The organism is Kitasatospora sp. NBC_01250 (genome assembly GCF_036226465.1).
Classification (GTDB): domain Bacteria; phylum Actinomycetota; class Actinomycetes; order Streptomycetales; family Streptomycetaceae; genus Kitasatospora.
The window spans coordinates 8,319,121-8,330,759 of sequence record NZ_CP108476.1 but is presented as its reverse complement, the minus strand read 5'-3'; the positions used below and the strand labels follow the sequence as shown (position 1 = coordinate 8,330,759).

10 protein-coding genes and 1 pseudogene are annotated in these 11,639 nt (G+C 73.5%); 2 read left to right on the top strand and 9 right to left on the bottom strand.

Annotated features, from left to right (window positions below; genetic code table 11):
• Positions 1 to 58 precede the first annotated feature (58 nt).
• Entirely contained in the window at positions 59 to 1,108 is a 1,050-nt protein-coding gene (locus tag OG500_RS35065; RefSeq protein ID WP_329586269.1) for a saccharopine dehydrogenase family protein, read from the bottom strand.
• Positions 1,109 to 1,218: 110 nt separating this feature from the next.
• Here OG500_RS35065 and OG500_RS35060 point away from each other — a divergent pair, with 110 nt between their 5' ends.
• On the top strand, positions 1,219 to 2,184 hold the full coding sequence (locus OG500_RS35060) for a helix-turn-helix domain-containing protein (protein WP_327070878.1): 966 nt from the start codon (positions 1,219 to 1,221) through the stop codon (positions 2,182 to 2,184).
• Between the two features lie 12 nt (positions 2,185 to 2,196).
• Here OG500_RS35060 and OG500_RS35055 read toward each other — a convergent pair whose 3' ends face one another.
• On the bottom strand, positions 2,197 to 3,201 hold the full coding sequence (locus OG500_RS35055; RefSeq protein ID WP_327070877.1) for an alpha/beta hydrolase family protein: 1,005 nt from the start codon (positions 3,199 to 3,201) through the stop codon (positions 2,197 to 2,199).
• Positions 3,198 to 4,118, bottom strand: coding sequence for a zinc-binding dehydrogenase (locus tag OG500_RS35050; protein WP_329586266.1), 921 nt, complete (start codon positions 4,116 to 4,118; stop codon positions 3,198 to 3,200). Before OG500_RS35050 ends, OG500_RS35055 begins: the two co-directional genes overlap by 4 nt.
• An 89-nt stretch (positions 4,119 to 4,207) precedes the next feature.
• On the opposite strand from OG500_RS35050, the gene OG500_RS35045 reads away from it, so the two are divergent.
• Complete coding sequence (locus OG500_RS35045) at positions 4,208 to 5,131, top strand: LysR family transcriptional regulator (RefSeq protein ID WP_327070875.1); 924 nt, start codon at positions 4,208 to 4,210, stop codon at positions 5,129 to 5,131.
• A 7-nt stretch (positions 5,132 to 5,138) separates the two neighbouring features.
• Here OG500_RS35045 and OG500_RS35040 read toward each other — a convergent pair whose 3' ends face one another.
• The 6 genes and pseudogenes from OG500_RS35040 to OG500_RS35015 form a co-directional block, all read right to left on the bottom strand.
• Positions 5,139 to 6,152, bottom strand: coding sequence for a phosphotransferase family protein (locus OG500_RS35040; RefSeq protein WP_329586263.1), 1,014 nt, complete (start codon positions 6,150 to 6,152; stop codon positions 5,139 to 5,141).
• A complete protein-coding gene (locus OG500_RS35035) occupies positions 6,149 to 6,784 on the bottom strand; it encodes a maleylpyruvate isomerase N-terminal domain-containing protein (RefSeq protein ID WP_327070873.1) in 636 nt (211 codons plus the stop codon). The genes OG500_RS35040 and OG500_RS35035 overlap by 4 nt, the downstream gene beginning before the upstream one ends.
• Before the next feature lie 295 nt (positions 6,785 to 7,079).
• On the bottom strand, positions 7,080 to 7,880 hold the full coding sequence (locus OG500_RS35030) for an aldose epimerase family protein (protein WP_327070872.1): 801 nt from the start codon (positions 7,878 to 7,880) through the stop codon (positions 7,080 to 7,082).
• Between the two features lie 169 nt (positions 7,881 to 8,049).
• Positions 8,050 to 9,003, bottom strand: coding sequence for an SGNH/GDSL hydrolase family protein (locus tag OG500_RS35025; RefSeq protein ID WP_327070871.1), 954 nt, complete (start codon positions 9,001 to 9,003; stop codon positions 8,050 to 8,052).
• A 272-nt stretch (positions 9,004 to 9,275) separates the two neighbouring features.
• Positions 9,276 to 10,310 (bottom strand): annotated as a pseudogene (locus tag OG500_RS35020) (alanine racemase); the annotation flags it as partial.
• A 161-nt stretch (positions 10,311 to 10,471) separates the two neighbouring features.
• On the bottom strand, positions 10,472 to 11,584 hold the full coding sequence (locus OG500_RS35015) for a lipid II:glycine glycyltransferase FemX (RefSeq protein ID WP_329587908.1): 1,113 nt from the start codon (positions 11,582 to 11,584) through the stop codon (positions 10,472 to 10,474).
• Between the last annotated feature and the right edge of the window lie 55 nt (positions 11,585 to 11,639).

Sequence of the window (11,639 nt, the reverse complement as noted above, 5' to 3'; positions counted from 1 at the left end):
GAGCGTGCCCGACCTCAAAGCGTGCCCGAGCGTGCCCGCTCTCAGAGCGCGCCCGACCTCAGGCGGGAGCCACCCCGAGCTCCACGGTGATGTGCGGTGACAGCGCACGGAGGAAGTCCCGCGCGTCGAAGACCTCGCCGGCGGAGGCGACGCCCGTCGTCGCCGTCCGCCCGGAGAGGACCCGGTCCACGGCCTCCACCACCAAGGGGGCCGTGACGGCGTAGATGTCCTGCCCCTTGGCGACCGCGCGCCGTCGCTCCCCGCCGCTGTGCACGACGACGTCGACGAGGAAGGTCTGGTCGGACCGCCCGTGCGCGTCGACCGCGGTCGGCGCCGGGGTGTCCGGGTCCGCGATGTCCCGCGCCGCCTCGGTGGTCATGTAGGTGCGCACCTCGGGGATGGCCAGGTGGCTCGGGACGGTCACCACATCGGCCATGGTGAACTCCCCGATGACGGCCCGCGGTCCCATCGGGGCGGGGAAGGCCCACTCCAGGGCCGGCGGGTCGTCATGGCGGCGCTCCAGCCGCCCGTTGGCGTACACGACGCGCCCGCCGCCCCGTCGCTCCCGGGAGACCGCGCCCGCTGTCCGGGTCCCCGCGGTGGGCTGCCAGCCGCTCAGCCCGTACGCGACGTGCGCCTCGTCGGCCGCCGTCCAGTCGCCCATCGCGGCGGTGACCAGCAGGTCGCCGAGGCCGCCGTAGAAGGCCATCGCCGGGACGACCAGCACACCCGCGGCGCGGGCACGGTCGGCGAACTGCGCGAAGGTGTCGGCGTTGGCCTCGATCTCGGCCGCCACATCCAGGTACGGGACCCGGGCGCGCAGCGCCGCCTCGATCACCGGGGCGGCCGTGGTGGCGAACGGCCCGGCGCAGTTGAGGACGGCCGCCGCGCCGGCCAGGGCGCGGTCGAGCGAGTCCGGGTCGTCGACCGACGCGGGGCGGACCGAGGCCGGGCCGTCGAGTCCGAACTCACCTGCCAGTGCGTGCAGTCGGTCGGCGTCGCGGCCGGCCAGGACGGGGACGAAGCCGCGCTCCAGCAGCTCCGCCACCACGAAGCGTCCGGTGTGCCCGTACGCGCCGAACACCGTCACCGTGTGTGCTGATCCCATGGGTTGTCCCCCGTGCTCGAATGATCTCTGCGCTCTGTCACGGACATCCTGGCGGTTGTGCGCACCCCAGGACGAGTGTCCGGAACGCCATCACCCGTACAATTCCGGACGTGGGAACTGTCGCACTGGCCGTCACCGACGGAATGCTGCACTTCGAGCTGGCCCTGGCCTGCGAGGTCTTCGGCGCCAACCCGATCGGCCTGGCGGACCCCTGGTACCGCCTCTCCCTCTGCGGGCCGGGCGCCGTGCGGGCCGGCCGGTTCCGGCTGGAGCCCGACCGCGGGCTCGACGGGCTCGCGGACGCGGACACCGTGATCGTCCCGGGCTGGGCCGACGTCGACCAGGATCCACCTGCCGACCTGGTCGACGCGGTGCGCACGGCCCATCGCGCGGGCGCCCGGGTGGCCTCGCTCTGCACGGGCGCGTTCGTGCTGGCCGCCGCCGGGCTGCTGGACGGGCGGAGCGCCACCACCCACTGGGCGCACACCCGGGCCCTGGCCGCCCGCCATCCCCGGGTGACGGTGGACCCGGACGTGCTCTACGTGGACAACGGCAGCGTGCTCACCTCCGCCGGCAAGGCCGCCGCGATGGACCTGTGCCTGCACCTGGTGCGCCTGGACCACGGCTCCTCGGTCGCCAACACCCTCGCCCGCCGCCTGGTCGTGCCCCCGCACCGTGACGGCGGCCAGGCCCAGTTCGTGACCACCCCCGTGCCCGCCCCCGACAACCACCCCCTGGCCGACCTGCTGCCCTGGGCCGTCGAACGACTGGACCAGCCGCTCACCGTCCAGGACCTGGCCCGCCGCGCCAACATGAGCTCGCGCAACCTGGGCCGGCACTTCAGGACGGTGACCGGCACCACCCCGCTGCAGTGGCTGCTGGTCCAACGGATCCGCCACGCTCAGGAGTTGCTGGAGACCACCGACGACAGCATCGAGGCCGTCGCGACGGCCACCGGCATGGGCACCGCCACCACGCTGCGCCGGCACTTCAACCGCACGGTCGGCGTGCCGCCGGACACCTACCGCCGCACCTTCCGCGCGCGCTCGATGCCCGCCGCGCGGAACCGGCCGTGACGGTGCGGCGGTTCAGCCGCCGGCCCCCGTCAGCGCCTGCGCCATCCGGTCCGCCACCCGGGGCAGCCAGTCGGGCCGCGCGTTGCCGAGCAGGTGATCGCCGTGCGGGACGGACAGGTAGCTGCCGTGCGGCGCCAGACGGGCCAGCGGCTCGCCGTTCGTCACGCCGGGAATGACGTCCTGCGCCCCGTCGACGACCAGCAGCGGAGCCGCGATGCGCGGTGCCAGCGCGGCCAGGTCGACCTGGCGGGCGAACTCCCGGGCCGCAGCCGCCCCGCCGGCCCGCGTGGCCATGATCTCCCTTACCGGAACGGGCAGTTCGTCCCAGTCGAGCCGGAAGGGCCCGCTGACGGTCGCGACCGTCGCCACCCGCGGCTCCAACGCCGCGGTCCGGGCGGCGAAGTAGCCGCCCAGGCTGAGGCCGACGAGCCCGATGCGCGCGACCCCCAGGGCATCGACGACCCGGCCGACCACCTGCTCGTACGCCGGCTGCAGGGTCGTGGTGGCCGCGAGCACGCCCTGCCCGGGGCCGTCCATCGCGAACACGGCCAGCCCCCGGTCCAGCAGCGCGGACGCCAGATCGAGGAACTCCTCCTTGGCCGAGTCCAGCCCGGGGACGACGACCACCGTCCCGGGCGCATCGGCCGGGCCGCGCAGCCAGCCGGTGAACCCCTCCCCGCTCACCCGCCGCGCACCGGGCTCCAGCAGGGCGAGCGCCTCCCCCAGGGCGCGGTCCGCCTGGGCGGCGGCCTCGCTCGCCGCCCAGGACGGTGCCAGGGTGGCGAGATGGAACCAGCGGGCCGCCGTCAGCCGGTACTCCCCCGCCGAGCGGGACGATCCCGCCTCCTGTGCGCGCTGGAGGTAGGCGTGTCCCGTGCGCGCGAAGGCCGGTCCGCAGTCGGCGACGGAGCCGAGGCCGTCGGTGACGCGCCGGTACTCGTGCGGGTCGACGCCCACACCGGTGGCGCGCGTCCACAGCGCGGCGGCGAACTCGGCGGCGAGATCCCGGGCGCTCATCGTGCTCCTCCCGTCAGCAGCACGGCCTTGCCGCGGATGCGGCGCTCGCGCAGGTCGACCAGCGTGTCGGCGGTCTGCGCCCAGTCGGCGGTCCGGCCGATCTCCGGGTGCAGCCGGCCCTGGTCCACCAGGCTCACCAGGGACTTGAGGTCGGCGTCGTACGGCGCACCGGCATAGTGGAAGTGCTGGATCCTCACGCGCTCGGGCCCGCCCAGGAGTTGGAAGAAGTCGAGGGTCACCGGGGTGCGGCTCGCCTGGCCGAACCAGACGAGCAGGCCGCCCGGGCGGACCTTGGAGAGGGCGACCGGCAGATCCGGCCCGCCCGTGGACTCCAGCACGATGTCGAACGGTCCCTGCGCCGCCGCGACGTCGTGCACGACCGTGGCGCCCAGCTCCGCGAGCCGCTCGCCACGCTCCGGTGTGGCCGTCACCGCAGTCAGTTCGGCGCCGGCCCCGACGGCCAGTTCGGTGACGTAGTGCCCGACGCCTCCCGAAGCTCCGGTCAGCAGCACCCTCCGACCGGCCGGTGAGCCGGCCGTGCGCAGCAGCCGCAGGGCGGTGATTCCGGCCAGCGGCAGGGCCGCCGCCCGTACGCTGTCGATGCCGTCCGGGAGCGCCGCGAGCGAGTGCGTGGGCACCGCGGCGTACTCGGCCCAGCCACCCTGGGCCGGATGCCCGACCACGCGGGTGCCGATGCCGGGGCCCGTGCCGTCCGCTGCGGCCTGCACGACGAGCCCCGCGATGTCCTTGCCGGGAAGCACCCCCGGCCAGGGGCGTTCGAGGAGGAAGGTCTCGCCGCGGTTCGGCGCGAACGCCTCGACCTTGACCAGGGCCTCACCGGGCCCCGGGACGGGTTGGGGGGCCTCGGCGAAGGCGACCGGACGCGCCTGCTGGCCCGTGGGAATCAGTCTCTGCATGCCGATGATGCAACCGCTCGGGCCGACCCGGGGTCCAACAACAACCGGGGGAATCCGACAACCCCTGGTTGTCACCTAAGGTGGGCGCCATGGATCTCGACGTGGCGCAGGTACGTGCCTTCGTGCGCACCGCCGAGGAGCTGCACTTCGGCCGGGCCGCCGCGGCCCTCGGCATCAGCCAGCAGGCGCTGTCCAAGCGGGTCGCGCGGCTGGAGTCCCTGCTCGGCACCAGGCTGCTCGAACGCGGCGCCACCGGGGTGCGCCTCACCGAGGCCGGGGCGCGGTTCCTGCCGCCGGCCCGGCAGACCCTGGCCGCCGCCGATGCCGCGGTCGCGGCGGTGGTGGGGCCGGACCGCCCGCTGCACGTGGACGTCTGGGGGCACCTCTACGCGCCGATGCGGACGCTGGCCCAGGTCGCCGGCCGGGCCGGTGAGCTGGTGCTGGGACACGGGCGCGATCTGCCGTCGGTGACGACCGCGCTGCTGCACGGCGACATCGACGCGGCCTTCGGCCGGGTCCACCCGCCGCTGCCCGCCGCGCTCACGCACCGGCTGGTCCGCCTCGAACCGGTGGACGCCGTGCTGAGCGCGGACCATCGGCTCGCGACCGAACCGGCCCTGCGGCCCGAGCAGTTGCGCGACAGTCTGCTGTGGGCACCCGGCCCGCTGGAGCGGCTCGACTTCCTGCACCAGTTCGCCGAGCGCTTCGGCATCCGGCACCGGAGCGCGAGCGTCAACCTGGGCCTCCCCCACTTCCTCGCCGAGGTCGCCGAAGAGCCGCACCGCTTCTCGCTGCTGCCCGCCGACCTGTCCCTGCCGCAGGTCCCGGGCCTTCGCACCGTCCCGCTGGTCGACCCCACCCCGCTGTACGCCTGGTCGCTGCTCTGGCCCGCCGGCGGCGGGCACCCCGGCCTGGCCGGCCTCGTCGCGGCCTGCACCGCGCAGGCGGCGCAGCACCGTTGGCTGGAGTACGACCCGAGGAACGACTGGCTCCCCGAGCCACCGGCGCGGTGACCGGCCCTCACCCGTCCCGCAGGAACGCCAGCGCCTGCTGCAGGTTGTGCTCCGCGATCCCCCGCATGAAGTCGCGGTCGGGGAAGTCGCCGTCCAGCAGCCGCAGCGGACCGGCGACCAGGGACAGGCGCATCGCCAACAGGTAGCACTCCAGGCGCTGTTCGTCCAGGCCGCCGGGGTCGAGCCGCTGGTGGTGGGAGCCGAAGCGGATCCGCAGGAAGGCGTGCTCCCATTCGGCGTCGAAGAACATCAGGCCCTCGATGTCGATCAGGACCGGCTGCCCGAATCGGTCCACCAGCACGTGGTCCGGGCCGAGTTCACCGTGGACGAGGGCGTACTCCGCGCGCGGGCGCACCCGGGCGGCCAGGATGCGAAGCCTCTCCTCCAGCCGGGCGCGGGCATCCGCGAGGCGTGGATCGCGCGAGGCGGCTTCGGCGAGGTCGTCGAGCGCCCGATCGAGGACGATCCCCTCGCACGACTCCCCGCGGGAGTGACCGCCGCCGTCGATCAGCGCGACCTTGCCGAAGTGCGGCGCGGTCGAACTCCTCAACACGTTGAGCAGCGCGGCTAGTTGCTCCAGCGTGGCGGCTGCCCGGCGAGGATCGCGGTCCAGCAGCGTCTCCAGGTTCTCGCCGGGCACGTCCTCGACCACCGCGAGGTCCGCCGGGTAGTGGGCTCCGCTGCGGTCGGCCCAGTGGAGGCGGGGCGTGCGGATCCCCAGGGCCGCCAGGCGCCGGTGTGCTGCCTGGAAGAGGTCGAGCCCCGAGGCGGCCGAGAAAGGGTCGGCGTGGTCCTGGGCGGCGTCGGCGGGCGCGGTGGGCCAGTAGTTCTCGGCCTCGTGCCAGCTGTAGAGGATCGCGGTCGAGTCGTCATCAAAGGTCAGCCGGTACACGCCCTTCTTGGTGCCGCCGCGCAGCCGTGCCACGCCGACGAGGCGGCGGCGGGCACCCAGGGCCGCGCGGGCGACGCCCGCGAGCTGCTCCGGCGTCGGCACACCGCGGATCTGCTCGCGGCCGCTCACAGGGCGTTGACCGCCGCGGGTGCGCGTTCGGCGCGGGCCAGGGCTCGGAGCAGGGCGGGCTGGCCGTGGCGGCGGGCGGCGAGGCGGGCCAGCAGGGTCAGGACGGGGTCGAAGGCGGCGTCGGGGAGTTGAGGTGCGGCGGTTCCCACGCTGACGGCGAGGTCGTCGAGGTGGACGGCCAGCTCCAGCAGCCGTGTGGTGAGGAAGTCGTCCAGCCGCAGCGACCACCCGGTCGGCGACAGGAAGACGGCCTGCTCGCCGGAACGCCCGGCGAGCAGCGCCCGCTGCCCGGTGAGGGAGCCGCGGGCCCGCTCGGCCAGCGCGCGGGCGCCCTCGGCCGCGATGTCCGCGCCCTTCGCCCGGATTCCGGTGTTGGCCTCGCCGTCGAGCGGCGCGTCGATCCAGGCGGCGCGCGCGTAGTGCTCCAGCAGCGGGATGGGCTCCTGCTGCGGCTCGGGCTCCGCCAACGAGGTGTCGACGCTGAAGATCTGGTACGCGAGATGGCCGGCCAGGCTGCCGACCGTCATCCTGGCGAGCGCGCTGGGTTGCTCCCACGCTGCGTCAACTTCGGTGCTCGCCAGCAGTTCCACTGCCAGACTCGCGGCGGCCAGGTAGCCGTCCTTGACACTCATGCAACCCCCCGGGATCCGAGCCCCGAGACTACCGTGGGTCCGACGGCCGGACAGGCCGTAGGCCGTGTCTCACCATTCCCGCCAGGCGCGCGACGCCGGCCCGCAGCGTCAGCTGCTGATGTCGCTGCCCGCCTGGACGCACCGGCGAATCATCCACGTACGACCCAGTACGAGGACGCTTCGCCGGCACGCCCAGCCGGGCGCCACCCAGCCGCCAGGCTGGGTGGTGGGGGTACCTCCCGGCCGAAGGCTGGGGGAGCCGCGCGCTGATCCGACGCGAATGGTGAGACACGGCCTAGCCGAGGGTCCGCCACGTCCAGGTGGTGGAGATCTCCAGCGGGTCGATGGGGGTGACCAGGCGCGGGAGGGTGTTGAGGCCGTTCGGCGGGCCGCTCTGCGGCTCGACGGCGATGGCCTCGGCCTGTTCGTCGTAGACGACCACCCACTCCGCGTGGCTGGTGACCTTCAGCTCCAGGGCGCCGGGCCAGGTGAGGGTGACGTCCACGCCGTCGGGCATGCCGAAGCAGTCGTCCCAGGGGCTGGGCAGCGGCTCGATCCGCCGGCCGGTCGGCAGGTGGTCCTCGCCGCGCTCCTCCTGCCAGGCGGGGTCGAAGGCCAGCTGGAGCGGGCCGCCGGTGCCGAGGTCGCGCAGGAACCAGGGGTGCCAGCCCGCCTGCGCGGGGAAGCTGTCCTGGTAGGTCTCGACGCCCATCGTCAAGGTGAGCCGGTCCTCGGCGAGTTCGACGACCTGGGTGACGCGGCCGGGGTAGGGCCAGGGCTCGGCGAGGTCGTAGAAGAAGGCGGCGGAGTTCTCGTCGGCGCGGGCGGTGCGCCAGGCGGTGTCGCGGCCGGTGCCGTGGATGGCGTGCGGTGCCGCGTTGACGGGCAGCTGCACGAGCTCACCGCCGTTGCGGAACCGGCCGAGTTCGGTGCGCCCGCACCACGGCACCATCGGGAAGCAGCCGAACCTGGCGCCCTGCCGCAGCAGTTCGACGCCACCGACGCGCAGCCCGGTGATCCGGCAGCCGTTGTGCGGATCGACGGTCAGCTCGGCATCGGCAGCCTTGAGCAGGACGGTGGTGTCGTTGTCGGCCATGGGTGTCCCTCCCTCGTGAACGCGAGGCTATCGGAACAAGGCCGGTGCCACCGGGAAACAGCTCCGGCCGCCACGAGAATTCTCGTGACGGCCGGAGCGACGGGGCGCCGTGACGACCGCAGTCACGGCCGGAGCGGACGGCGTCGCGTCGTGTGCGCCGTTGCTCCAGCTACTTCAGCGCCGCGAGGACCGCGCCGGCCATCACCTGCTCGCCGGTGGCGTTGGGGTGGAACGGGACGGCCGGCGAGCCGGGCAGCGCGCCCTCGATCCAGCGGTCGTCGGAGCAGACGTCGTGGCCCGCGGTGGGCGTGGCGGTGTCCACGAAGGTGGCGCCGTTGGCCGCCGCCGTGCTCGCCAGCATGCCGTTCAGCTGGTCGAGGATCCCGCGCAGGTAGGCGACGTCGCCGACGGTGACGGGCTGGCGGCCCGCGCAGCTCGCGGCGTCCGCGGGCAGGACGGACGGGTAGCCGACCAGCATCACCTTGGCGCCGGGGGCCTTGGCGTGGATCTGCTGGAGGGCCGTGGCGAGCGCGGGCGCGGCACTGTTGATCCGGTCCACCAGCGTGTCGTCACCGTACTGCCAGCTCCAGCTGAACGTGCCCCAGTTGAACGCCCAGTGGCCGTGGGCGTAGACGTCGTGGCAGGGCGTGCCGAGCGGGTTGACCACGGCGCCCGCGATGCAGGTGGCGATCACGTCCCCGATCCCGAGGTCGGAGGTGCCGAGCTCGTTGCCGCCGATGCCGAGGGTGACCAGTTGGGTCTTGGCGGAGATGGCGTTGATCTGCGGGTCGTTGACCTTGATGCCCAGGTCCGTCTGGGCGCCGGTGATGTCCTTCACCTTGGCGGCGGCACAGGTGACATCCGTGTACGAGCCGACATTCAGCGCGGCGGCCACCAGATGACCGTAGTTGTGGTCCGAACGAAGGCAGAGCCCGGCCGACTGGTCGAGGACTCCGGCTCCGGCCGCATAGGAGTCGCCGAGTGCGACATAGGAGTTGTAGCTCGCTCCGGTGCGCGGCGCGGTGGTGGCACTGGCCGAGGGCGCGGTGGCCGCGACCAGCGAAGTGGCCAGGGCGAGGCCGCCGCAGAGGGTGGCGGCAAGCTTTCGGGCAGGGCTCGGCACGGTTTCTCCTGGGGGCGCGGAAGAACAACGGGTGGGGGGCGCGTGGGAGGTGCGGGGGCGTGCGTGGGGGGGCTGCCTGACGCAGCTACTACTGGCAGGTAAGTTACCGTCAGGTTTCGTGGTCGTCCACAGAATCGCGGCTAATTTTTCCCCGGCTGCCCGACAGGGAAATTCCGAATTTCGCTCCACTGTGGAGTGGAATGAATTTCGATCCGCTCCGGAGCGGAATATGGCACGCGCCCGCGCACCGGACCACCCGCGCCGATTCGGGCCACCCGGTCGAAATGCGTGGTGGTGGAGCGGATCCGCAGCGGCAGTTCGTCGCCGATCGCCGGGGGCCTGGCGGTGCCGGTCACCCGGGCGGCGGGCAGGAAGACGATGCTGACCTGCATGTGCGGCGGTTCGGCGAACCAGAGTTGACGGCCCTGCCAGTGATAGGGCGACAGGGTGCGGTTCACGGTGGCCAGGCCCGCGCGGACGAGGCCCTTGATCCGGGGCATCAGCCCGCGCACGTACCTGGGCGCCTCCAGCCCGATGCCGTGCGCGGTGCCGCCGGAGACCACCAGCAGGTGGCCGTCGGCGGGTGCCTTGTGCTGGCGGTAGCCGTACCGGGCGCCCTTGGCGACGGGAACGGTGTCCAGCACGGTGGCGCGGGCCGCCATGCCGCCCTCGTCGCCCAGCCACAGCCGGGTGCCGATCCGGCAGTGGAAGCGCGTGTCCGGGTGGCGTTCGGCCAGCCTGGCGAGCTCGGCGGCGCTCACGTGGCTGAGGTGGAAGGTGTGGGTGGGCAGCCCGGCGGCGGCCACCGCCCGGACCCAGCCACTCACCTCCTCGACCGGGTCGGAGCGGTCGGGCCGGTCCAACGGCAGGTGCAGCGCGAAGCCTTCCAGGCAGACGCTCGCGGCGAGGCCGGCGAGTTGGGCGAGGTCGGTGCCGGCGATGCCGTGGCGGCTCATGCTGGTCATGCACTCCACCACCACCTTGCCGCCGGCCAGCGCCCGCACCGCCTCCAGACCGGCGACCGTGCGGATCACCTGCCGCAGCAGCGGTACCGGCTCCTCCCCCGGCCGGTACGGGGTGAGCACCAGCACCTCGCCGTCGTACCAGCAGACCGCCTCGGCCGCCTCGGCCGGCGTGCCCACCGCCAGCAGCGGCACCCCCAGCCTGGCGGCCTCCTCGGCGAGCAGGCGGTTGCCCAGGCCGTAGCCGTTGCCCTTGGCGACCGGGACCAGGGTGGGGAACTCGGCGAGCACCGCGCGCTGATGGGCCCGCCAGCGGTCGGTGTCCAGGTAGAGCGAAAGGGGCATCGGGCTCTCCCAGGGTGATTCGTAGGTACGGACTGTCCGGGCGACCGGCCTGCGCGCGGGCACGACGGATCGCCGGGCCGACGCCACGGCGAGCGCCAGTCCGCGGGATTCAGGGGTTCAGGGGGTACGGCAGGCTCAGCGGGTCCGCCGGGCTCAGCGGCTCATCGGCGGCGCTTCAGGTAGCGGCCGAGCGCCTCGTGCAGCAGCCTGTTGAGCGGGAAGTCCCACTCGCCGAGGTGTTCGACGGCCTGGCCGCCGGTGCCGACCTTGAACCGGAGCAGGCCGGCGAGGTGGTCACCGGGCACCAGAGTGTCGCTGATGCCGCGCAGGTCGTACACGCTCGCGCCGAGCGCGTACGCGTCGCGCATCATCCGCCACTGGATCGCGTTGGAGGGCTTGACCTCGCGCTTGTGGTCGGCCGAGGCGCCGTAGGAGTACCAGACGTGCTCGCCGACGGCGAGCATCGTGGTGGCGGCCAGCGGTTCGCCGTCCAGGTAGGCGATGTACAGCCGCATCCGGTTGGGGTCCTCGGCGGTCAGCGCCGTCCACATCCGCTGGAAGTAGGCCAGCGGGCGCGGGGTGAAGCGGTCGCGTTCGGCGGTGACCTCGTAGAGCCGGTGGAAGACCGCGAGGTCCTCGTAGCCGCCCTGGACCACCTCGACGCCGCTCCTCTCGGCCTTCTTGATGTTGCGCCGCCACAGCTGGTTGAAGCCGCGCTGGATGTCGTCCAACGACCTTCCCGCCAGCGGCACTTGGAAGGTGTAGCGGGGCTGCACGTCGCCGAAGCCGGTCTCCCCCTCCTCGCTCCGCAGCCAGCCGGCCCGGCGCAGCCCGTCCACCAGCTCGAAGCGCTGCGGCTCGTGCCAGTCGGCCTCGACGTCCCGCAGGCGTCGGGCCGTTCCGCCCGCGATCGCGTCCTTGACGGTCGCCGCCTCCCAGCGCCGCAGCACCACCTGCGGGCCCATCTTCACCGAGAAGGCACCCTGCGCCTTCAGGTGCGCCAGCATCGGGCGCAGCCAGCGCCGGTCCAGCTCCGGATCGAACCAGTCGATCACCGGACCCTCCGGCAGGTAGGCCAGGTACCGCTTCAGCAGAGGCAGTTGGCGGTAGAGCACCAGCCCGGCGCCCACCACCGCACCGCTCTCGTCGATCCAGCCGATCGACTCACTGCGCCACTGCGACTTCAGCTCGCCCCAGGAGGGCAGTTGCATGGGGCTGGCGGAGCGGCGGCCGGCCACGAAGGCCAGGTGTTCGGCACGGCTGATCGTCCGCACGGTCGGTCCGGTGGCCGGGTTCCGCTCCTGGTGCGAGGGATACGAGGGAGGTGTC

Bases quoted from the DNA above. Each gene is read 5' to 3' on its own strand.
- OG500_RS35065 (WP_329586269.1), bottom strand. From the start codon at position 1,108: ATGGGATCAGCACACACGGTGACGGTGTTCGGCGCGTACGGGCACACC.
- OG500_RS35055 (WP_327070877.1), bottom strand. From the start codon at position 3,201: ATGAGCGCCCGGGATCTCGCCGCCGAGTTCGCCGCCGCGCTGTGGACG.
- OG500_RS35050 (WP_329586266.1), bottom strand. From the start codon at position 4,118: ATGCAGAGACTGATTCCCACGGGCCAGCAGGCGCGTCCGGTCGCCTTC.
- OG500_RS35045 (WP_327070875.1), top strand. From the start codon at position 4,208: ATGGATCTCGACGTGGCGCAGGTACGTGCCTTCGTGCGCACCGCCGAG.
- OG500_RS35035 (WP_327070873.1), bottom strand. From the start codon at position 6,784: ATGAGTGTCAAGGACGGCTACCTGGCCGCCGCGAGTCTGGCAGTGGAA.
- OG500_RS35030 (WP_327070872.1), bottom strand. From the start codon at position 7,880: ATGGCCGACAACGACACCACCGTCCTGCTCAAGGCTGCCGATGCCGAG.